This is a genomic window from Stenotrophomonas maltophilia group sp. vghtpe118 (assembly GCF_052605195.1).
In genome coordinates this window covers 2,408,775-2,429,765 of sequence record NZ_CP199672.1, presented here as the reverse complement: position 1 = coordinate 2,429,765, position 20,991 = coordinate 2,408,775, and the positions used below count along the sequence as shown (strand labels likewise).

16 protein-coding genes and 1 pseudogene are annotated in these 20,991 nt (G+C 67.2%); 8 read left to right on the top strand and 9 right to left on the bottom strand.

Features of this window, described 5'->3' with window-relative positions:
• Window positions 1-125 precede the first annotated feature (125 nt).
• Both ACUDTM_RS11145 and ACUDTM_RS11140 read right to left on the bottom strand, forming a co-directional pair.
• Window positions 126-1,334 (bottom strand): NAD(P)/FAD-dependent oxidoreductase, encoded by a 1,209-nt coding sequence (locus ACUDTM_RS11145; RefSeq protein WP_445391312.1) that lies wholly within the window; start codon window positions 1,332-1,334, stop codon window positions 126-128.
• 12 nt (window positions 1,335-1,346) lie between these two features.
• Complete coding sequence (locus ACUDTM_RS11140) at window positions 1,347-1,841, bottom strand: lipocalin family protein (RefSeq protein WP_005419954.1); 495 nt, start codon at window positions 1,839-1,841, stop codon at window positions 1,347-1,349.
• 182 nt (window positions 1,842-2,023) lie between these two features.
• On the opposite strand from ACUDTM_RS11140, the gene ACUDTM_RS11135 reads away from it, so the two are divergent.
• The gene (locus tag ACUDTM_RS11135; protein ID WP_005419952.1) at window positions 2,024-2,272 is read left to right on the top strand and encodes a hypothetical protein; all 249 of its coding nucleotides are present in this window, start codon (window positions 2,024-2,026) and stop codon (window positions 2,270-2,272) included.
• 89 nt (window positions 2,273-2,361) lie between these two features.
• Window positions 2,362-4,779, top strand: a complete 2,418-nt coding sequence (locus ACUDTM_RS11130; RefSeq protein ID WP_445391311.1) for a DUF3772 domain-containing protein — start codon at window positions 2,362-2,364, stop codon at window positions 4,777-4,779.
• Window positions 4,780-5,305: 526 nt separating this feature from the next.
• On the opposite strand, the gene ACUDTM_RS11125 is transcribed toward ACUDTM_RS11130, so the two are convergent.
• Together ACUDTM_RS11125 and ACUDTM_RS11120 are read right to left on the bottom strand one after the other, a co-directional pair.
• On the bottom strand, window positions 5,306-7,411 hold the full coding sequence (locus ACUDTM_RS11125) for a phosphoglycerol transferase I (protein ID WP_151354837.1): 2,106 nt from the start codon (window positions 7,409-7,411) through the stop codon (window positions 5,306-5,308).
• A 244-nt stretch (window positions 7,412-7,655) separates the two neighbouring features.
• Window positions 7,656-9,302, bottom strand: a pseudogene (locus ACUDTM_RS11120) (ABC1 kinase family protein); the annotation flags it as partial.
• Window positions 9,303-9,509: 207 nt separating this feature from the next.
• On the opposite strand from ACUDTM_RS11120, the gene ACUDTM_RS11115 reads away from it, so the two are divergent.
• Window positions 9,510-10,436: a DUF808 domain-containing protein gene (locus tag ACUDTM_RS11115; RefSeq protein WP_111008320.1), complete on the top strand. Its 927-nt coding sequence runs from the start codon at window positions 9,510-9,512 to the stop codon at window positions 10,434-10,436.
• Window positions 10,437-10,531: 95 nt separating this feature from the next.
• On the opposite strand, the gene ACUDTM_RS11110 is transcribed toward ACUDTM_RS11115, so the two are convergent.
• Entirely contained in the window at window positions 10,532-12,070 is a 1,539-nt protein-coding gene (locus tag ACUDTM_RS11110; RefSeq protein ID WP_005419936.1) for a GGDEF domain-containing protein, read from the bottom strand.
• 105 nt (window positions 12,071-12,175) lie between these two features.
• On the opposite strand from ACUDTM_RS11110, the gene ACUDTM_RS11105 reads away from it, so the two are divergent.
• The 3 genes from ACUDTM_RS11105 (at window position 12,176) to ACUDTM_RS11095 (ending at window position 14,022) form a co-directional block, all read left to right on the top strand.
• Window positions 12,176-12,811 (top strand): NAD-dependent dehydratase, encoded by a 636-nt coding sequence (locus tag ACUDTM_RS11105; RefSeq protein WP_172412147.1) that lies wholly within the window; start codon window positions 12,176-12,178, stop codon window positions 12,809-12,811.
• Window positions 12,811-13,518 (top strand): helix-turn-helix transcriptional regulator, encoded by a 708-nt coding sequence (locus ACUDTM_RS11100; protein WP_072168896.1) that lies wholly within the window; start codon window positions 12,811-12,813, stop codon window positions 13,516-13,518. The genes ACUDTM_RS11105 and ACUDTM_RS11100 overlap by 1 nt, the downstream gene beginning before the upstream one ends.
• 117 nt (window positions 13,519-13,635) lie before the next feature.
• Window positions 13,636-14,022: a VOC family protein gene (locus ACUDTM_RS11095; protein WP_072168897.1), complete on the top strand. Its 387-nt coding sequence runs from the start codon at window positions 13,636-13,638 to the stop codon at window positions 14,020-14,022.
• Window positions 14,023-14,219: 197 nt separating this feature from the next.
• On the opposite strand, the gene ACUDTM_RS11090 is transcribed toward ACUDTM_RS11095, so the two are convergent.
• Genes ACUDTM_RS11090 through pdhA form a run of 4 tightly spaced genes read right to left on the bottom strand, consistent with a single transcriptional unit; the run spans window position 14,220 to window position 18,096 of the window.
• The gene (locus tag ACUDTM_RS11090; protein ID WP_445391310.1) at window positions 14,220-15,602 is read right to left on the bottom strand and encodes a dihydrolipoamide acetyltransferase family protein; all 1,383 of its coding nucleotides are present in this window, start codon (window positions 15,600-15,602) and stop codon (window positions 14,220-14,222) included.
• On the bottom strand, window positions 15,599-15,952 hold the full coding sequence (locus ACUDTM_RS11085) for an SH3 domain-containing protein (RefSeq protein WP_005411349.1): 354 nt from the start codon (window positions 15,950-15,952) through the stop codon (window positions 15,599-15,601). Before ACUDTM_RS11085 ends, ACUDTM_RS11090 begins: the two co-directional genes overlap by 4 nt.
• A gap of 1 nt (window position 15,953) precedes the next feature.
• A complete protein-coding gene (locus tag ACUDTM_RS11080) occupies window positions 15,954-17,021 on the bottom strand; it encodes an alpha-ketoacid dehydrogenase subunit beta (protein ID WP_005419896.1) in 1,068 nt (355 codons plus the stop codon).
• A complete protein-coding gene (gene pdhA / locus ACUDTM_RS11075) occupies window positions 17,014-18,096 on the bottom strand; it encodes a pyruvate dehydrogenase (acetyl-transferring) E1 component subunit alpha (RefSeq protein WP_010482685.1) in 1,083 nt (360 codons plus the stop codon). The genes ACUDTM_RS11080 and pdhA overlap by 8 nt, the downstream gene beginning before the upstream one ends.
• 335 nt (window positions 18,097-18,431) lie before the next feature.
• On the opposite strand from pdhA, the gene ACUDTM_RS11070 reads away from it, so the two are divergent.
• A complete protein-coding gene (locus tag ACUDTM_RS11070) occupies window positions 18,432-19,307 on the top strand; it encodes a tryptophan 2,3-dioxygenase (protein ID WP_061480234.1) in 876 nt (291 codons plus the stop codon).
• A gap of 181 nt (window positions 19,308-19,488) precedes the next feature.
• Window positions 19,489-20,988 carry a peptide MFS transporter gene (locus ACUDTM_RS11065; protein ID WP_005411345.1) on the top strand — a complete coding sequence of 500 codons (1,500 nt, stop codon included), beginning with the start codon at window positions 19,489-19,491 and terminating at the stop codon, window positions 20,986-20,988.
• Window positions 20,989-20,991: the final 3 nt, after the last annotated feature.

Genomic DNA, 20,991 nt, shown 5'->3' with positions numbered 1-20,991 from the left:
GACGGCGCTCCAGCGGACAGGTGGCCGCGCAACACGCGGCGGTACAGGCCGACGCTAGCAGGGGTTGCTTGAATGATGCCTGTCGGCGCCGGATTGGGGTAGAGCCGGCCGCGGCCGGCTGCAGGTCACAACCGCCCGAACCCGAACAGCCCTTCCAGCGCATGCTTGCGCCGCTCGATCCGGGCCCGCAGCAGCTGGGCGCCGATCATCGAATAGGTGATGCCGTTGCCACCGTAGGCCATGGCGAAATGCACCCGCGGGCCCCACTGCGGGTGCGGGCCGAAGAAGGGCAGGCCGTCGGCGGTTTCGGCGAAGGTGCCGGCCCAGGAAAAGGCGGGCACCGGGTCTAGGCGCGGGAACCAGTGCAGGAGCTGATCCATCAGCTTGTCGGCCTTGCGCTGCACGCGCCGGTCGCGCCGCGCCGGGATATCGATGGCGTCGTCCAGGCCACCCACCAGCAGGCGGCGGTCGCCGGTGGCGCGCAGGTACAGGTACGGGCGTGCGCTCTCCCACACCATCGTGCGCTGCAGCCGGCCCAGCGTGTCCGCATCGATCGGGTCGGTGATGAAGGCGTAGCTGCTGCGGTTGCGCGCGACCCGCTGTTCAAGCCAGCGCTGGTTGGCGTAGCCCATCGCCAGGACCACGTGGCGGGCGCGGACCGTGGCGCCGGCCTCGGTCATCGCGGTTACGCCCTGCGCGCCAGGCTTCAGCGTGTGCAGCACGGTGCGGTCGTGCACATGGCCGCCGCGGCGGCGCACTCGTTTGAGCAGGCCGTAGGTGAGGCAGTAGGGATCGACCCGCGCTGCCTGGCGGGTCAGCAGGGCGCCGCCGGCGTCCACGTCGAAGCGTTCGCGCAGGGCTTCGCGGTCCAGCCAACGCGCGTCCAGTCCAATATCACGGCGTGCAGCTCCTTCGGCCATCAGTCGCGGCACGTCGCGCCGCCGGCTGGCCAGGTACAGGCTGTCCATCTGGCGGAAGTCCACCTCCTTCAGCCCGCGTGCCACTTCAGCCAGTGCCGGGATCGCGTCAGCACAGGCAAGGTAGGCCAGGGCGGCGGCATCCTTGCCATAGCGCTCGGCCAGTTCCAGCAGATGGGTATCGATCTCATACTGCAACAGCGCGGTGCTGGCCGCCGTGCTGCCCCAGCCGATGTCGCGCTGCTCGATCACCGCCACCTCGTGGCCGTGGGCGGACAGTTCGTCGGCGATCAGCGCACCGGTGATGCCGCCACCGACCACCAGCACGTCGCAGCGCAGATCCTGCTTCAGCGGGGGAAACGCCTGCAGCAGTCCGTTGCGCACTGCCCACCAGGGGTAGCCACTTTTCAGGTCCATGCGTGGTCGTGCTCAGGCGGTGGGGTGGCCGGTATGCGGGGTCTGGATCAGTTCGGACAGATCGAAGCCCTGTAGGCGGGCCGCGGCCAGATAATGGTCCTGCACGGTCGCGTCCAGGCGTGGCTCGCGCGCCAGCAGCCACAGGTACTTGCGATCCGGGCTGCCGACCAGCGAGACGCTGTAGTCCGGGGCGACCTGGATCACCCAGTAGTCGCCCTTGGCGAACGGCAGCCAGCGCAGGCCCTTGGGCAGGAAGCTGACTTCCAGGCGCGCGCTGTCGTTGTCGACGGCGCAGGCCTCGCCGGTGGCCTCTTCGATCTCGCCATCCATGCGGCAGCGGTTGGTGACGCCGACGTTGCCGTTGTCGAGCAGGGTGTAGTGCGCCGATACATCGGTGCAGCCTTCCGGCTCGTGGCGCATCGGCAGGCGCGCGATCTCGTACCAGGTGCCCAGGTAGCGCGGCAGCTTGAGGTCGGCGACGGTCTTCAGCGGCGGGTGCTCGGTCATCGGTCATCGTGGCAGGGGCGGGCCTCCACGATGCCGATGGGCTCGCCATGGGCGGGTGAAGCCGGGGCGATGGCCGCGTCCAGAACGATCCGTCGCCGATGCGACGTGCCTGTTGTCACCGGCATGGCGGTATCCTGCCGCCAGCGCCGTGTTTTCCTGATCCAACCGAGGTGGAGGTGCCGATGTACCAGGTGATCCTGTTGAAGAGTGAATCCGCGTTCGCGCGCGAACAGTGGCCGCAGGTCGACGACCTGGTCGACTACGAGGGCGTCAGCTACAGCCTGCGAGCCGGCCCGCGCCAGCCACTGCCGACCGACCACGAGTGGCACCCGGTGGCGGTATATGCGCCCGATGAGATCACCGAGGAAGAGTTCCAGGACTGGTACGCGCTGCAGCAGCCGACCGTGGAAGAGCTGCGCCTGAAGTACTGATACTGCTGCACGTCCCCCATCCGCCGTTTACCGCCTGTGCCGTATAGTCGCGCGCAGGCGCGGTGGTCCGCGCGAACCGGTGTGGCTGCGTGTCTTCTTTCCTGCGATCGATCCGTGCACGGGGGCCCTGGTGGGTCCTGCTGCTGTGCACTGCCTTCCTGCTGTCCGCGCCGGTGCTGGCACAGGAGGAGGACCCCACGCCCAAGCAGCAGCTGGCGGACATCGATTCGCGGTTGAAGGATGTCGAGCGCAAGCGTGGCGATGCGGAAGCCACCGAGACGCTGGCGATGCTGTCCGAGAATGCCTCGCAGGCACGGCGTGACGCCGAGGCACTGGAAAAGGCACTGCAGCCCCAGCTGGATCGCATCAACGAGCAGCTGGCGCAGCTGGGAACGCCTGCCGAGGGCACCACGGAGCCGCCGGAGCTGGCAGCGCAGCGACGGGCCATAACCAGGCAGCGCGACGGGCTGGCCGCGTCGGTGGCCCAGGCCAAGGCCAGTGCCGTGCGTGCACAGCAGCTGGCGACCGACATCGAACAGCAGCGCACCGCACAACGCACGGAAGAACTGGGCCAGAAGGTCGCCTCGCCGCTGTCGCCTGCGTTGTGGAGCAAGGTGGCCGAGCGTCTGCCGATCGATATCGCGCGCGTTGCGCCGTTGGCCGAGCAGGGGCGTGACGCGCTGGTCGCCGGCATCCGCGCCCATGGCTGGGGCACGCCGTTGCTGGGCCTGCTGGCCGCGCTGGTGATGATGTTCCCGCTGCGGTTGTGGCTGCGCAGGCTGGGGCGGCAGTTCGCCGCGTCCGAGCGCGCGCCTGATGGACGACTGCGCCGGTCTGGCCTGGCGATGTGGCTGCTGCTGGTGGGCACGCTGCTGCCCGGTTATGCGGTAGTGGTGCTGATGGCGGCGCTGGATGCGATCGATGCCATCGCGCCGCGCCTGCAGGTGGTGGCTGACGGCCTGGAGACCGCCACCTTCCGTGCGGCCTTCATTGCCGCGCTCAGCGCCTGCCTGCTGGTGCCCAAGCGCCCGTCATGGCGGCTGTTGAACCTGGACGACACCGCCGCGCTGAAGCTGCGCAAGTATGCCTGGGGCGCGGCGGTGCTGGCCTGGCTGAGCACGGTGCTGGTGGCCCTCGACCAGGCTACGCGCACCAGCGACGTCACCACGGTGGCGTTGGACGGCCTGATTGCCCTGACCTACCTCGGCCTGATCATGGCCATGCTGGTGACCCTGGCGCGCCTGCATCGGCGGCAGACCGCCGAGGCCGAGGCCAAGCTGGAAGCACAGGCCGATGGCGTGGGAGCAACCACGCCCGTGCGCCGCAGCAGCTGGCTGGTACTTGCCCGAGTAGCGGGCAACATCGCGGTGGTGGCCGCCATCGTTGCCACGTTGCTGGGCTACCTGAATTTCGCCAAGTTCGTGAACCAGCAGCTGATCGGCGGCAGCATCGTAGTGCTGGCCGCAACCCTGCTGTTCAAGTTCGTCGATGACCTGAGCACCTGGATGCTCAACGCCGACAGCAAGGTCGGCCAGACCATCCTGCTCAGCACCGGCCTGAGCGTATCGCGGCTGGAACAGGCGGGCGTGCTGCTGTCGGCGGCGTTGCGCACCATCGTCGTACTGATCGCGCTGCTGGCGTTGGTGGCACCGTTCGGCAACATCGGCGCGGTGGTGGAGCGCTTCTCCTCGCTGTTCACGTCTGGATTCGACATTGGCGGAACCAAGCTGGAGCCGGTGCGCATCGTGCTGGCGGTGCTGGTGCTGCTGGCTGGCCTGGCCGTTACCCAGCTGGTACAGCGCTGGCTGACCGACACCTACCTGCCCAAGACCGAGCTGGACCTGGGCGCGCGCAATTCGGTGAGTACCGTTGCCCGCTATGTGGGGATCATCATCGCGGTGATCTGGGCGCTGAGCGCGATGGGGCTGCAGCTGAGCAAGCTGGCCCTGCTGGTCAGCGCGCTGTCGGTGGGTATCGGTTTCGGCCTGCAGGTGATCACCCAGAACTTCGTCTCCGGCCTGATCCTGCTGGCCGAGCGGCCGGTGAAGATCGGTGACTGGGTGAAGCTGGGTGACCAGGAGGGCGACATCCGCCGCATCAGCCTGCGTTCGACCGAGATCCAGGTGGGCGACAAGTCGACGTTGATCGTGCCCAACTCCGAGCTGGTCACCAAGACCGTGCGCAACATGACGATGGGCAACAACCAGGGCCGCATCCAGATCCAGTTCGCGGTGCCGCCCAGCACGGATGTCGGCAATCTGCGGCAGGCGCTGCTGGATGCGTACACCGCGCACACGAATGTGCTGAAACAGCCGGCACCGACGGTCTACATCGACAGCATTGCCGGTGGCCAGATCACCATCAACAGCTTCGCTTACGTTGCCAGCCCGCGGCAGGTGTACGCCACCCGCAGCGACCTGTACTTCAGCCTGCTGCAGATCCTGGCCGAGCGGAACATTCCGCTGTCGACCCCGACCGACATCCACATCATCCGCGATCCGCAGTAGTGCCGGCCGCTGGCCGGCAAGCTCAGCAGCAACAGCAACAGCAACAGCAACAGCAACAGCGTGCATTCCGTGGGATGGCGGGGCGGTGCCGGAGTGCGGGGACGCCGTGAATCCTTCCATGGAGGCTTGGCAGCCGCATCCATGCGGCTGACACCCCACACTCCGGCACCGCCCCGCCTTCGACAGATTTCCGCGATCTGTTGGAATTGCTTTTGGGGTCAGATCCGTTTTCCGGAGGAAAACGGATCTGACCCCAGATTGATTTCGATATCTGACAAAAGTGTCGACCAAGGTCGACACCTACCGACAGCACACGGAATCTGTCAAAGGTGGGGCGGTGTGGGTTGGCAGGACCGTTGGCGCCATGGATGGCGCCATCGAGCCCCATGGACGGGTTTACGGCGTGTCCTGCCAACCCACACCGCCCCGCCATCCCACGGAATGCCAGCTGTTGCTGTTGCTTCTGAGGTTGCCGGCCAGCGGCCGGCACTACCACGGGCGGCAGGGCGCAGCCCTGCAAATAGCCCTACCCCCGCGGTCGGCTGCGCGAGGGCACCAGTGCGAATGTATCCACCGCCAGCTTCTCGGCGTGGTTCAACCACGCGCGGATCTCCAGATCGTCCACTTCGTGATCCAGCCCGAACGACACGTTGATCTTGCCGTTGGCATCGGGCTGCACCCACTGCTGGGCCAGCACCACCTTGCGCTGCGAGGACACCGCTTCGATCCAGAAGCCGCGGTCCGGGCGAGTGCTCGCCACCAGTTGCAGCATGTACTGGCCGGCACGCGTACGGCGTCCCTTCTGGGTGATCATGTGTGCCTGGCGCACGCTCGGGCGCGGGCCCTGGAGCGTATCCAGCGGTGCATCCACCGCGATGCCACCGCGCAGGTCGTTGTCGCGGTACAGCTTGATGCCATTGTCGCGGTTGACGAGCAGGGCGCACCAGTCGCCGTCGGCCGAGCCGTCCTCGAACGCGGTACAACGGTCGACGTAGGCCAGGGTGTTGTCCGGGTTGGCATCATCGAACTGGCGCGAGGTGTTTTCCAGATACACGGACTTCAGGCCCCAATCCTTGTCGTACTCCAGCAGCACCGGCGGTTGCACGTGCTGCAGGCCAACGACCACCTGGTCATCGCCATCGATCTTCAGCTCGCGGGTCGGCTGGCCCAGCCACAGCGAACGGGCGAAGGCCAGGTACTGCGGGTAGTCGCGGCCATTATCGCGGCGTGCGGCCACGCTGGCGCTGGGCGCGCGCTGCGGGTCGATCAGCGAACGGCCAAAGCCCATCGTCTTCAGGTTCGGGTCCAGCAGGCTGAGCAGGGTCGCACCGGAATCCAGGGTGGTGCCAGCGTCGGCACTGAGCTGCTGCGGGGCAATGCCGTCGCCAAGGAACAGCAGCAGGTTCTCGCGCTTCTGCTTGGCCAGCACGTGGCTGAGATCGTTGGGCATCGCCAGGTGGTCGGAGGCGATCACGATCAGCGTGTCCTTCCCATACGGGCTGGCCTGGATGCGCTCGACCAGCTGTGAGATCAGGCGGTCGGTGCACTTGAGTGCATTGAGCAGGCCGATGTTGCCGTACCCGCTCCGGTAGCGCTCGCCCTTGCACGACACCGGCAGGTGGCCCGCCGGGTGGTGGGTGTCCATGGTCAGCGTGGTCAGCATGAACGGTGAACCGGCGCGCGAGAGCTGCTCGAAGCGCTGGTAGGCGGTGTCCAGCAGCACGTCGTCGTGCACGCCCCAGGCCGAGTAGTGGATGCGGCCGATCTTCTTCTGCTGCTTGAACCATGCCAGGTCATGCACTTCGTCAAAGCCATGGCTGGCCAGGAACTGGCCCTTGCCAGCGAACTGGCCGTTGGCGCCGCCCAGGTAATGGTTGGTGTAGCCCTGCTGCTTCAGGTAGTCGCCCAGGCACACCGCCTTGGGCAGGAAACTGCCCATGCGGTCCATGCTGTTCTCGTCGCCCTGCGAGGTGGTCAGCGGCACGCCGCACATTGACGACACCAGGCCGGCGATGGTCCAACCGCTGCCTTCGGCCGAGGCCAGGCCACGCACGTCAAGCGACTTGGACGCCAGGCGGTTGAGGTTGGGCATCAGGCCGGGAAACACGGCCTCGTCCAGATAGGTGCGTTCCAGGCTTTCACCGTAGATCCATACGATGTTGCGCGGGCGCTGCAGCGGTTGAGTCGGCACCTGGTACTCGGGGGCGATACGGGCGAAATCGACCGGGCGCAGCTGCTGGTAGAGGCGTTGGCCGTCACGGGCCAGCGGGCTGATCAGGATCGTGGCCACCCACACGGTCGCGAAGCCGGCGAACAGCGCGCCACCGTGGCCGGGCCGGCGCCAGCGCTTCACCCGCGTGGCAAACAGCGGCAGCAGCGAGACCAGCGCCAGCACGATGAAGCCGGCGATGTAGCCCTTGAAGTCGGAGACACCAGCGCCTTCCATGTCGGCGCCGAGGTGATAAAGCGTGGCGGCGTTGAGCCCATCACCGGACAGCTTGTCGATCAGCCACCACGCGCTGAGCATCAGCAACAGCAGCGAGAATGCACCGGCCTTCCACCACACCCACTTGTCGGACGCGAGGAACAGCCAGCACAGCAGCAACAACGACAACAGCAGTATCCAGAGCATAGGCAGCTTCGGCAGTGACGGGGTGGTGGCGATGGACGTCGTACCGACGCGTGTCCATCCGACCGGCGCTGCTGCAAGCACATCCACATGACAGGCCGATGACCCGATAGTGCATGCACGAAGCTGACTGAAATGTTTGTTGAAAGGATGCGCGTGCAATCACGCCGCGAAGGTAAAACGAGCGTGAAAGGCTTCGTTGGATTGCATTAAAAACCGCATGAATACGCGGCTTTTCGCCAAAGCATCAGCGGTGCCCGCGTTCCTCGCGCGCCCGTGCGCGACGATCGAACAGCAATGCACTGGTAACGATGCCCAGCCCCAGCACCACGCCGATCAACAGCAGTAACAGTGCGATGAGGGGATAGCCGAACAGGTGCCAGCCGGTGTCGATCTTCATCATCATTGCCGCAGCCATGATCAACGCGGCGCTGATGATGCCGGCCGCCACGCGGTTGGCGATCTTCTGCAGGTTCTCCATCAGGCGTGATTCTTCCAGCCCGGTCACCTTCATCTGCAGGCGGTTCTCGGCCAGCAGCGCCATGATGTCCGACAGCTTGCGCGGCCCGTCGCGCAGCAGCTGCTGCAGCTCCATCGCCTCGCTGGCGATGTTGGCCGCCGACAGGGATTTCTTCAGGCGCGCGCGCATCACGTGCTGCAGCTGGCGCTCGACGATGCGCCGCGTGTCCAGCTCCGGCGCCAGCAGCCGGCACACGGTTTCCAGGTTGAGCAGGGCCTTGCCCAGCAGGCTCAGTTCCGGCGGCGTGCGCAGCCCGCAGGCAGTGGCGATGCGCACCATGTCCAGCACCACGCGGCCTTCGGAGAAACTGCCACTGGCGGCGTAGCGCGCGATCAGCTGGCCGGTCTCGCGCAGGTAGCGCTCTTCGTCGAAGGCCTCCAGCCGCGTACTGATGCTGATCAGATCGTCGGCCACTTCTTCGCCGCGGCCATCGACGGCGGCGAACAGGATCTTCAGCAGCCGCTCGCGCAGGCGCGGCGGCATGTGCGCGACCATGCCCAGGTCGAAGATCGCCAGCCGGCCATCGGGCATCACCCGCAGGTTGCCCGGGTGCGGGTCGGCATGGATCTCGCCATGCACGAAGATCTGGTCCAGGTAGCCGCGGATCAGCGCCGCTGCCAGCGGATCCATGTCCTGCTCGGTGCGGCGCACGCCAGAGATCGCATCCACACGCACGCCGGTGGCGAGCTCCATGGTCAGCACGCGCTGGCTGCTGTAGTCCCAGATCGGCTGCGGTACCCACAGGCGGCGGAAGGGCCGCAGATGCCGTCCGAAGCGGGCCAGGTTCTCGGCCTCGGTGTGGTAGTCCAGCTCCTGCATCAGGGTCTTGGCGAACTCGTTGAGCCAGTCGCGCAGGCGCACGCGGCGGCCCACCTGGGTCAGATGATCGGCGGCCAGCGCAAAGCTGCGCAGCGCTTCCAGGTCCGAGCGCAGCTGCGCGGCCACTTCAGGCTTCTGCACTTTCACTGCCACCTGGCGGCCATCGTGCAGCACCGCGCGATGTACCTGCGCGATCGACGCACAACCCAACGGCTCGGGATCGAACGAGGCAAACAGCTTGTTCACCCCCACCCCCAGCTCCTGCTCGATGATGGCGTGGATGCGCTCGACCGGGATCGGCGCCACCTTTTCCTGCATGCGTTCCAGGGCGGTGGCGAACTCCACCGGCACCATGTCCGGGCGGGTGGACAGCATCTGGCCCAGCTTGACGAAGGTCGGCCCCAGGGCCTCCAGGTCACTGACGAACTGTTCCGGGTTGCCATCGGCGGGCACGTCGGCCTGGTTGCTGGCGGCGTCCAGATTCATGCCGGAGAACACGCCCGAATGGCGGTAGCGCAGCAGCAGGCGCAGGATCTGGCTGCGCCGGTTCATGCCTTTGACCAGCGGAGGATTGCCATTGGCGGTGGGCGGATTGCTCAAGCGGAACTCCCATGCGGCAAGGACGGTAGTGCCGGCCGCTGGCCGGCTATGTCCGGATTCGGCAGTGTCGCCGGGGGAAGGTGGGCATGCGGTGAACCCCGCAGCTATCGCAGAGGCCGGCGGATCGGTCAGAATCCGCTCATTCCCATTCTTGGACGCCCCATGGCCGGTGCCAGCCTGTTTGCCCTGCTCGACGATATCGCCTCCCTGCTCGACGATGTCTCGGTCCTGACCAAGGTCGCGGCGAAGAAGACCGCCGGTGTGCTGGGCGACGATCTGGCGCTGAACGCGCAGCAGGTGACCGGAGTCAACGCCAACCGCGAACTGCCGGTGGTCTGGGCGGTGGCCAAGGGCTCGCTGGTCAACAAGGTCATCCTGGTGCCGGCGGCGCTGGCGATCAGTGCGCTGGAAGCCTGGCTGCACAGCCGCGGCTGGAACGTGCCGCTGATCGTGCCGCTGATGATGATCGGCGGTGCCTTCCTGTGCTTCGAAGGCGTGGAGAAGCTGGCGCACCGCTTCCTGCATTCCTCCGATGACGATGCCGAGCGCCAGGCCGAACGCCGCAAGGCGCTGGCTGACGCGCAGGTGGACATGGTCGCGTGGGAGAAGGACAAGGTGAAGGGCGCGATCCGCACCGACTTCATCCTTTCGGCCGAGATCATCGTGCTCACCCTGGGCGTGGTCGCCACTGCGTCGTTCACCAACCAGATCCTCACGCTGAGCGTGGTCGCACTGGCGATGACCCTGTTCGTCTATGGGCTGGTGGCGGGCATCGTCAAGCTCGATGACGTTGGGCTGTACCTGTCGCGCAAGGGCGGTGCCATTGCCGCCTTCGGTCGCGGGCTGGTGGCGTCGGCGCCGTGGCTGATGAAGTTCCTGTCGGTGGCCGGCACCATCGCCATGTTCCTGGTCGGCGGCGGCATCCTGGTGCACAACGTGCCGGCCCTGCACCACGCGGTGCAGGCGCTGGGCGGCGAAGGGCAGTGGGGCTGGCTGGTGAGCGCGGTGGGCAACATGGTGGTCGGCATCATCGCCGGCGCCATCGTGCTGGCAGCGGTGACCGGGTTCCAGAAGCTGCGCGGGAAGTGATCTGTAGAGCCGAGCCCACGCTCGGCTGCTCTACGGCGCTGCGCGCCGCCGTCCGAGCATGGGCTCGGGCGCTACAGCGTCCGCACGCTGGATCATCAGCCCGCTTGCACCCGGTTCTTGCCCTGCCGCTTGGCAGCATACAGCGCGTCATCGGCGCGCCGCAGCAGGGTTTCGGTATCGTCACCGGGCTGCCACTGCGCCAGCCCGGCGCTGAAATGCACCGGCACGCGCTGGTCCTGCACGGTCAGCACGCGATGGGCCAGCGAGCGCTGCAGGCGCTGCACCGTGGCCATGCTGTCGGCGCCCTGGGTTTCCGGCAGCACCAGCACGAACTCGTCACCGCCCAGCCGTGCGATGCCGTCGGTGGCGCGCAGCAGCAGCTTGCACACGGCCACCAGGTGCTGCAGCAACGCATCGCCACCGGCATGCCCGTGCGCGTCGTTGGTCTGGTGGAAATCATCCAGGTCGATCACCGCTACGCCCAGCGGTGAGTTGTTGCGCGCGGCTCGGGCCAGCTCGCGCTCCAGCAGTTCGTCCAGGCCACGGCGGTTCAGCGCCTGGGTCAGTGGATCGATGCGTGCCAGGTCACCAGCGGCGCGCAGTTCCTGCTCCAGCTCGGCAATGCGCTGCTCTGCACGCTCCACTTCCTGCCGCGCATTGGCCAGGTGATCGCGGGCCTGTGCGGCCTGCTGCTGCACTTTGCCGGTATCGCGCATCACCTCCTGCAGCAGCTGGTTGAGGTCGGCGATGCTGCGCGCCTCGCGCAGCTGCAATGCGTAGCTGCCAATGCGGTCGTGATACTCGCCGGTACTGGTCGCCATGCCGTCCATGCGCTCGATGAACTCGCCCATCAGCCCACGCATCGCCGCCTTCGAATCGTCGATGCCCTGGCGCAGCAGACCCTGCTTGTAGATCACTTCGCGCAACTCGGCGCGGGTGCGCTCGACTGCCTCGGCTTCCAACGGACCGTCCAGCAACTGGCGCACCGCCGCGATCTGGCCCTGCAGCCAGCTGCGGTCATCCAGCAGCTCGCTGACGTTCTCCAGCAGCAGCGCGAACAGCTCCAGCAGCAGCGCCTGCTGCTCCTGCCAGCTTTCGGCACGCACGCCGACCTGGTGGCCAAGTTCGCGCACGCCCTGTTCGATTGGTTCCAGGGCCGTGCCCGGCTGCCATTGGCGCAGGCGCAGGGCCAGCGCCTGCGCCTGCTCGCGCAGGTCCGGGTCGTGCTGCAGCAGGGCCACCACCGCACCGCCCAGCAGCAGCCGCAGCTGCTCGGACAGGCGCAGGCTTTCCGGCTGCCCGTCCGGCGAATGCTGCTCGATGGTACGGATGTACTTGTCGATCAGCTGCCGCATCGCGCGCCCATAGCGCGGCCAATCGGCGCTGGCCTGTGCCGACTGCAGGCGGTCGCCCATGTCGCCCAGTTCGCCGGGCAGGGTGGCCATGCCGTTGGCGAACGCCGCCAGCAGCGGTTCCGGCGCATCGGCGCCCGCGAACAGCTGCTGCAGGGCCACGCCACCGCCGCCCTGCAGCACCACGCGGTCACCCCGCCCATCGTCCACGACCGCGCGCACGCGTGCCGGCGGCCCAAGGGCGGTACCGGGGGCAGGGCGGTGGTCGGGCTGGTCCGTCATGGAGCGAATCCTGGGGCTGGCAGGGACTGGTTCCAGCATATCGGCGCGGCCGCCGAGGGCTTGAACGGCTAGGATGGGCGACAGGATGCCGCAGTGGAGGTGGTGATGCGCGTGATGTTGCTGGGGGCGACCGGCCTGGTCGGTGGGCTGACCCTGCGCAGGCTGCTGGACGACCCGCGCTGCGGCGCCGTGGTTGCCCCGACCCGCCGCCCCCTGGCGTTGACTCACGGGAAGCTGGAGAACCCGGTGCTGGCATTCGAAGCGTTGCCCACTTCGCCAGAATGGGCGCGCGTTGACGCGGTCATCTGCGCGCTGGGCAGCACCATCGCCCAGGCCGGCAGCCGCGAGGCCTTCCATCGCATCGATCATGACTACCCGTTGGCGTTCGCACGCCTGGCAAAAGCACAGGGGGCGCAGACCTATGTGCTGAATTCCGCAGCCGGCGCCAACCCACAGTCGTCGATCTTCTACAGCCGGGTGAAGGGGGAGCTGGAGCGGGACCTGCGCGCGCTGGGCTTCAATTCGTTGACCCTGGTCCGCCCAGGGCTGATCGGGGGCGAGCGCAACGAGGTGCGTCGTGGCGAGCGCCTGGCGCTGACGGTGCTGGGCGCTTTGGGGCCGGTCTTGCCGCGTGCGTGGCGGATCAATCCGGCCACCGAGATTGCCAGGGCGCTGGTCGAGGCTGCGTTGGCCCCGCAGCCGGGCGAGCACGTGGTGGCGTCGCGCACGCTGGTCGGCTGATGTCGCGAGCGCTGCGCCTGACCCAGCTGCTGCAGCTGCTGCGCCGTCATCGACGGCCGGTGGCCGGGCAGGCGCTGGCCGAAGCGCTGGGCATCAGCCTGCGCACGCTGTACCGCGATATCGAGACCCTGCGCGAGCAGGGCGCCGACCTGCGTGGCGAGGCCGGCGTCGGTTACCAGCTGGCACCCAGCGATACCTTGCCTCCCATGACCCTGCCACCGGCCGAGATCGACGCGCTGGTGCTGGGCCTGCGCTGGGTCGCCGCGCGCACCGAGCCGGCGCTGGCCGAGGCCGCACGTGATGCCCTGGCGCGTATCGCCCATGTGTTGCCTGCGGCACGCCGCGAGGCATTGCGTGACAGTGGCCTGCGCGTGGGACCTTCGCGTGCTGCGGCCAAGGTGCCGGCAGCACGCCTGCAGGCTGTGCGCGAAGCCGTGGGATCGCAGCAGCGCCTGAAGTTCGCTTACGAGGATGCGCACGGCCAGCGCAGCGCGCGCGTCGTCTGGCCGTTCGCGCTGGGCTACTTCGATGAGGTGCCGATGCTGGCGGCGTGGTGCGAGAGCCGCGAGGATTTCCGCCATTTCCGGCTGGATCGCATCCGCCAGGTGCGTGTGCTGGAGGACTGCTACCGCGTGCCGCGCGCCACCCTGCTGCGGCGCTGGCAGAAGGCCCAGGGCATCGCGCCGGACTGGCTGGATCGCTCATAACCACAGCAACAGCCGAGAGCGGGGGGTAGAGTCGACTCTACCGGTAGTCCCCTCTACTGACAGAATGTGTCAGCAGGCCCATACCACCATGAATGCTCCCAACAACGGAGCTTCCCCATGTTCACACCCAGCACCCTGCTGCAGTACGTGCACGACGTCGCCACCAGCGCAACCTTCTACAGTGGCATCCTCGGCAAACCACCGGTTGAACAGTCGCCCGGCTTTGCGCTGTTCCTGCTCGGTGATGGTGCCGCACTCGGCCTGTGGCAGCGCGATGACGTGCAGCCTCCGGTGTCCGCGCAGGCCGGTGCCGCCGAACTGGCGATGGTGGTCTCCAACCCCGACGCCGTGCAGCAGATGCACGATGCGTGGCGCGCACTGGGCGTGCAGATCCTGCAGGCACCAACAACGCTGGAATTCGGCCACACCTTCGTCGGCGCCGATCCGGATGGTCATCGCCTGCGTGTGTACAGCCGTGCCGAGGGTATGGTCGCGCGCGATTGATCGCAGGCGATCTGTAGCCGAGCCCATGCTCGGCTTGCTTCTTGCCTTCATCCACGCATGACGTGGATACATTGCAACGCAGCCGAGCATGGCTCGGCTCTACAGTAGAGCGGCACAAAAAAACGCCGGGCATTGCCCGGCGTTTTCTCCAAGTCATGTGCCAACCAACGGTTGGCACCTACCGGTCAGGTGGCCGATCAGCTGACCAGCGCCAGGTCGTCCATCATCGCGCGCAGGAAGCGGGCGGCTTCGCCGCCGGTCGCCGCGCGGTGGTCGAAGGTGACCGACAGCGGGATTACCTTGTGCGCTTCCACGCCGCCCATCACCGGGGTCATCTGGTGGCGGGCACGGCCGGCACCGACGATGGCCACGCACGGCGGCACCACGACCGGGGTCGCGTAGCGGCCGGCGAACATGCCGAAGTTGGACAGCGAGATGGTGTAGCCGCTCAGTTCCGAGGCGGCGATCGAACGCGATTCCACCTGCTCGCGCAGGCGGTTGACGCCTTCGCGGATGCCGCGTGCGTCGAGCATGTCGGCATTGCGCAGGGCCGGCACGAACAGGCCGTCGTCGGTGTCCACGGCGATGCCGATGTCTACCTGCGCGTGCAGGGTGCGGGTCAGTGCTTCACCGTCGAACCAGGCGTTCATGGCCGGCACCTTCTGCGCGGCAACGACAATGGCGCGCACCAGGCGGGCGGTGACGTCGTTGCCCGGCAGCCAGGCGTGGATGTCGGCGTCGTCGTTCAGCGTGGTCGGCACGACCTTGCTGTGCGCATCGGCCATGACGCGGGCCATGTTGCGGCGCACGCCCTTCAGCGGTTCCGGCTGGCCCTTGGCGACCACGCCCGGCGGCTGGGTGCGCATCGGCTTGCCGGCGGCGGACAGCGGGGTGCGGGCTTCGCTCTGCACCGGAGCAGACACCTGCGCCGGGGCCGGCGCGGCATACGCGGCAGCAACCGGTGCCGGGGCGGCGCCGAGTTTGGCGGTGCCGTTGGCGGCGGCCTGCTTGACGTCGGCCATGGTCACCGCGCCATCGGTGCCGGTAGCGGCCACGCGGCTCAGGTCCACGCCCAGCTTGCGCGCCATCGCACGCACGGCCGGCACGGCCTTGACGCCACCGACGGCCAGTGCTTGTTCGGCGTGCACGGCGTTGGAGCTCTGCATCGCGCCGACCACGGTACCGGCGTCGTCACGCTCGGCAGCGGCGGGCTTGGCTTCTTCCGCGACCACCGGTGCGGCTGCGGCAGGCAGCGGCGGCGGGGTCGGCGCCGACGGTGCGGCGTGGCCATGGCTGTGGCCGGTGTCCTGGCCATCGGCACGCTGCGGCAGGTTCGGGTCCAGTTCGAAGCTGGCCAGCACCGAGCCGGTCGGGATGATGTCGCCGGCGCCGCCGGACAGCTTCAGCACCTTGCCGGAGAACGGCGAGGGCACTTCCACCACGGCCTTGGCGGTCTCCATCGACACCAGCGGCTCGTCCAGCTTGATCACATCGCCTTCCTTGACGAACCACTCGACGATGGTCGCGTCCGGCAGGCCTTCGCCCAGGTCGGGCAGGTTGAAGTTCTTGGTCTGGCTCATTTGCAGTTCTCTTCCAGCAGTTCCAGTTCGCGGGCCGGCAGCCAACCCGTCGCGCCATTGGCGCGCTCGGACCACCACCACCCGCCGTGTTCGTGATGAAGCTTCACCATCTCGCCGCTTTCCACATCCAGCTCGCGGGCGTCGTAGTCGCACAGGGCTTCGGCGCGACCCTCGTCCAGCAGCTGCAACCAGGCGATGGGCGCCCATCCAGCGCGCCCATCGTTGGTGCGTACCCAGGCAAACGCCGGCCATTCCTCGTCACGTACACCTACTTCGACGATCTGGCCGGTGTGGAACCGGAGCGGGTTGGGATACTGGCTGCGGTAAGCCCCCAGAAGGCGGGCCCGCATGTCAGCCGGCCGCCACCGCGCGCTTGGCCGCCGCCACGATCCGCTCAACGCTCGGCAGGTACTTCATTTCCAGGCGGAACAGCGGAATGTGGGTGTCGTAGCCAGTGACGCGCTCGACCGGGGCCAGCAGGTCGTAGATCGATTCCTCGGCCAGGCGCGCGGCGATCTCGGCGCCGAAGCCCGCGGTCTTCGGGGCCTCCTGCACGATCACGCAGCGGCCGGTCTTGGCCACCGATTCGGCGATGGTGGCGAAGTCCAGCGGGCGCAGCGTGGCCACGTCGATGACTTCGGCACTGATGCCTTCGCCGGCCAGCTTGTCGGCCGCCTCCAGGGCTTCCTTCACCTGCGCGCCCCAGGTCACCAGGGTCACGTCGGTGCCGTCGCGCAGCACGAAGCAGACGTCCAGCGGCAACGCTTCGCCGTCGTTGACGACCACTTCCTTGTACTGGCGATAGATGCGCTTGGGCTCCATGTAGATCACAGGATCCGGCTCGCGGATCGCAGCCAGCAGCAGGCCGTAGGCACGCTGCGGCGACGACGGCAGCACCACGCGCAGGCCCGGCACGTTGGTGAAGATCGCCTCGTTGGCTTCGCTGTGGTGTTCCGGCGCGCGGATGCCACCGCCCCACGGCACGCGCAGCACCATCGGGCAGTGCAGGCGGCCACGCGTGCGGTAACGCAGGCGTGCGGCGTGGCAGACGATATGGTCGACCATCGGGTACATGAAGCCGTCAAACTGGGCTTCGGCCACCGGCTTCATGCCCTGTGCGGCCAGGCCGATGGTCAGGCCGGCGATGGTGGTTTCGTCCAGCGGGGTGTCGAGGATGCGGTCCGAGCCGAAGCGCTGCTGCAGGCCGGCAGTGGCGCGGAACACGCCGCCGTTGACGCCCACGTCCTCGCCCAGCACCAGCACCGACGGATCGTGTTCCAGTTCCCAGGCCAGGGCCTGGGTGATGGCTTCGATGAGGGTGATCGGGGTGGTGGTCATGCTGTCATCTCCGCGCGCGACCGCAGCGCTGTCGGCGGCGTTGGTGTGCGCGCCGGGCGCGCCGTTCTTGATCTCATCCATGGCGCTTCTCCAGGGCGATCGCCTGGGCACGCTGGGCCAGCAGGTCCGGCGGCGGATCGGCATACAGGAAGTCGAACATCGCCTCGACCGGCTGCACCGGCGTGTTGAGGTACAGGTTCACTTCCTCGTCCACGCGCGTGCCGCACTCGGCGACCCAGGCGGTTTCCTCTTCTTCGCTCCACACACCGGCGTTGATCAGGTACTTGCGCAGGCGCAGCATCGGCTCGCGCTGCCAGGCATCCTTCACTTCGGCGTCGTCGCGGTAGCGGCGCGCGTCATCGGCGGTGGTGTGGTCGGACAGGCGGTAGGTCATCAGTTCCAGCACGGTGCCACCGTCGCCGGCCAGCGCACGTTCGCGCGCCTGTTCCATTGCCGCCAGCACCGCGATCAGGTCGTTGCCGTCCACCTGCAGGCAGTGCAGGCCGCCCGCCAGGCCCTTCTGCGCCAGCGTTTCGGCACCGGTCTGGGCCGAGCGCGGCACCGAGATGGCCCAGCCGTTGTTGACGATGCACAGGATCAGCGGCAGCTTGTAGGCGCCGGCCGAGTTCAGTGCCGCGTAGAAGTCGGTCTTGGAGCTGCCGCCGTCGCCGCACACCGCCACGGCGATCTGCGGTTCCTTGTTGAGCTTGAACTTCAGCGCAGCACCTGCCGCATGCAGGCACTGGGTGGAAATCGGCACGCAGAACGGGAAGTCCCTGGCCGCGTTGCCGCCGTAATCGTTGCCGCGTTCGTCGCCGCCCCAGTACATCAGCACGTCGTGCGGGCGCACGCCACGCATGAACATCGCGCCATACTCGCGGTACGAAGGCGCGAACACGTCGTCCTTCTGCATCGCCGCGCCGATACCCACGTGCGCGGCTTCATGGCCCAGGCAGGCGGCATACGTGCCGAGCTTGCCGGTGCGCTGCAGCGCGATGGATTTGCTGTCGAACGTACGTACGAACAGCATCTGCTTGAACAGCGGTACCAGCACCTTGGGGTCGCGCAGCGACGCGGGCAGGTCGTCACGGACGAGCGTGCCGTCCGTGTCCAGGTACTGCAGGTATTCGATCTTGAATTCAGCGGCAACCGTCATTGCGTACTGCACCTTCGACAGAGAAGTTACAAATGATATGAATCGCCATGTTAAGGAACGCGTACGGAATAGCCTTCCTGCGCCGCAACACGGAGATTCCCCGTTTTACCCCTGCCGGCGGGTGGGGGGCCAATAACAACAACGTATTCAGTCGTTGCTGCAAAGCATCAGAATACGCCTCTGGCTGACCGCCCGTACAACGGCGCAGACGGTTCCACGCGCAGGCCCGGCATCGGCCGATGCTCCACGGCCAGCCGCACGCCCCGGTATGGACCGGGCGGCTGCCAGCGCGGCGGCAACGCGCTACCCTTGCCGCCCCCGATCTGGTCCCGCCCATGTCCGTCGACAACAACCAACGCGATCTCGAAGCCGGCATCCACACCGACCTGCAGGGACGCCTGACCTACGGCGGCTACCTGCGGCTGGACCAGCTGCTCAGCGCGCAGCAGCCGCTGTCCAGCCCGCCGCACCATGACGAGATGCTCTTCATCATCCAGCACCAGACCTCGGAGCTGTGGCTGAAGCTGCTGGGCCATGAGCTGCGTGCCGCAATCGGCTTCCTGCAGCGCGATGAAGTCTGGCAGTGCCGCAAGGTGCTGGCGCGCAGCAAGCAGGTGCTGCGCCAGCTGACCGAGCAATGGTCGGTGCTGGAAACGCTGACCCCGTCCGAGTACATGGGCTTCCGCGACGTGCTGGGCCCGTCGTCGGGCTTCCAGTCGCTGCAGTACCGCTACATCGAATTCCTGCTGGGCAACAAGAACGCGCAGATGCTGCAGGTGTTCGAGCATGACCCGGCCGGGCAGGCGCAGCTGCGCACCGTGCTGGAGGCGCCCAGCCTGTACGAGGAATTCCTGAAGTACCTGGCCCGCTTCGGCCATGCCGTGCCGGCGGTCTACGAGGCCCACGACTGGACCCAGCCACACGTGGCCGACGACGCATTGCAGCCGGTCTTCGAGCGCATCTACCAGGACACCGACCGCTACTGGCGCGAGTATGCGCTGTGCGAGGACCTGGTGGATCTGGAGACGGCCTTCCAGCTGTGGCGATTCCGACACATGCGCACCGTGATGCGGGTGATCGGCTTCAAGCGCGGCACCGGCGGTTCGTCCGGCGTGGGCTTCCTGGCCAAGGCGCTGGAACTGACCTTCTTCCCCGAGCTGTTCCAGGTGCGCACCAGCCTGCAGGCCGTGCCCCCGGCAGCGCTGGGCTGATCCCCATTCAGCTTGGTTCCCGGCCCGCGGCTGGATCGTTTCAGATGCAAGTTCAGGGAGCAGGCTGCCACCTGCCTCAAACGGCGTGTATTTGACGTGAACGCCAGAAGTCGGTGATCCTCGCGCGTTGCTCCAACTGCACAGCGGACGTGCTCGTCATCCACCGAACCAGGAAATCCGCATGAGCGTAAACGCCACTGCGAACACCCCAGAGCCGGCACTGCCGGACTTCAAGACCACGCTGGGCCACCCGCGCCCGTTGTGGATGCTGTTCATGACCGAGTTCTGGGAACGCTTTGCGTTCTACGGCATCCGCTGGGCGTTGGTGCTCTACATCGTTGCCCAGTTCTACAACGGCAGCGCTGCCGGTGAAGGCGACGCCAGCCGCATCTATGGCGCCTACCTGGCCCTGGTGTACGCCGCGGCCATCTTCGGCGGCTACGTGGCCGACCGGGTACTGGGCTACCAGCGCTCGATCCTGACCGGCGCGATCATCATGGCCGCCGGCCTGTTCATGATCTCGCTGCCGCAGGAGCACATCTTCAAGCTCGGCCTGGCCACGATCATCGTCGGCAACGGCCTGTTCAAGCCCAACATCTCGACCATGGTCGGCAAGCTGTACGGCCTGAAGGACGAGCGCCGCGATTCGGGCTTCACCATCTTCTACATGGGCATCAACATCGGCGCGATGATCGCCCCGGTGCTGACCGAGTACCTGGCCCGCAAGGTGTTCGGTACCGATGCGATGCCGTCCTACAAGGTCGTGTTCATCGCCTCGGGCGTGGGCATGCTGATCTCGCTGGTGTGGTTCTACATCGGTCGTGCCGGCCTGAAGGGCATCGGCGCACCGCCGGCCGGCGCTGAAGGCTTCGGCCGCATCATCATGGTGCTGGCCGGTGCCGTGGTCGCCATCCCGGTCGCGTACTTCCTGCTGGCCACCGGCGCCACCGCGCTGGCCTGGATCCTGGGCGCGATGTTCACGGCCCTGGCCGTGCTGCTGCTGGTCGAGGGCATCCGCGAGGGCAAGGTGCAGCGCGACCGCGTGATCGCGATGCTGATCATCTTCGCCTTCAACGTGATGTTCTGGATGTTCTTCGAACAGGCCGGCAGCTCGTTCACCTTCCTGGCCGAGAACATCGTCAACCGCCAGTTCGGCGACTGGACCTTCCCGACCGCGTGGTTCCAGTCGGTCAACTCGGTGGCCATCATCACCCTGGCCCCGGTCATCGCCTGGATCTGGGTGGCGATGGGCCGCGCCAATCCGTCCATTCCGCGCAAGTTCGGCCTGGGCCTGCTGTTCAACGGCGCCGCCTTCGCGCTGCTGATGTTCGCCCTGTCGCAGATGGTCGTGGACGGCAAGATCCCGTTCTGGACCCTGTTCATGGTCTACGTCATCCAGTCCGTGGGTGAGCTGTGCCTGTCGCCGATCGGCCTGTCGATGGTGACCAAGCTGGCCCCGGTGCGCCTGGTCGGCTTCGGCATGGGTGGCTGGTTCCTGTCCACCGGCATCGGCAACAACCTGTCGGGCATCTTCGCTGGCGTGGTCAGTGGTGAAGGCGGCATGACGGTCGAGTCGGCCCTGAAGGGGTATACCTTCGGGTTCTGGGCCCTGATCGGCTCCGGCGTGGTGCTGTTCCTGATCGCCCCGCTGATCAACAAGCTGATGCACGGCGTCAAGTAATGA

Coding starts and splice junctions, on each gene's coding strand:
- ACUDTM_RS11145 (WP_445391312.1), bottom strand. CDS start 1,334: ATGGACCTGAAAAGTGGCTACCCCTGGTGGGCAGTGCGCAACGGACTG.
- ACUDTM_RS11140 (WP_005419954.1), bottom strand. CDS start 1,841: ATGACCGAGCACCCGCCGCTGAAGACCGTCGCCGACCTCAAGCTGCCG.
- ACUDTM_RS11135 (WP_005419952.1), top strand. CDS start 2,024: ATGTACCAGGTGATCCTGTTGAAGAGTGAATCCGCGTTCGCGCGCGAA.
- ACUDTM_RS11125 (WP_151354837.1), bottom strand. CDS start 7,411: ATGCTCTGGATACTGCTGTTGTCGTTGTTGCTGCTGTGCTGGCTGTTC.
- ACUDTM_RS11115 (WP_111008320.1), top strand. CDS start 9,510: ATGGCCGGTGCCAGCCTGTTTGCCCTGCTCGACGATATCGCCTCCCTG.
- ACUDTM_RS11110 (WP_005419936.1), bottom strand. CDS start 12,070: ATGACGGACCAGCCCGACCACCGCCCTGCCCCCGGTACCGCCCTTGGG.
- ACUDTM_RS11105 (WP_172412147.1), top strand. CDS start 12,176: ATGCGCGTGATGTTGCTGGGGGCGACCGGCCTGGTCGGTGGGCTGACC.
- ACUDTM_RS11100 (WP_072168896.1), top strand. CDS start 12,811: ATGTCGCGAGCGCTGCGCCTGACCCAGCTGCTGCAGCTGCTGCGCCGT.
- ACUDTM_RS11095 (WP_072168897.1), top strand. CDS start 13,636: ATGTTCACACCCAGCACCCTGCTGCAGTACGTGCACGACGTCGCCACC.
- ACUDTM_RS11090 (WP_445391310.1), bottom strand. CDS start 15,602: ATGAGCCAGACCAAGAACTTCAACCTGCCCGACCTGGGCGAAGGCCTG.
- ACUDTM_RS11085 (WP_005411349.1), bottom strand. CDS start 15,952: ATGCGGGCCCGCCTTCTGGGGGCTTACCGCAGCCAGTATCCCAACCCG.
- ACUDTM_RS11080 (WP_005419896.1), bottom strand. CDS start 17,021: ATGGATGAGATCAAGAACGGCGCGCCCGGCGCGCACACCAACGCCGCC.
- pdhA (WP_010482685.1), bottom strand. CDS start 18,096: ATGACGGTTGCCGCTGAATTCAAGATCGAATACCTGCAGTACCTGGAC.
- ACUDTM_RS11070 (WP_061480234.1), top strand. CDS start 18,432: ATGTCCGTCGACAACAACCAACGCGATCTCGAAGCCGGCATCCACACC.
- ACUDTM_RS11065 (WP_005411345.1), top strand. CDS start 19,489: ATGAGCGTAAACGCCACTGCGAACACCCCAGAGCCGGCACTGCCGGAC.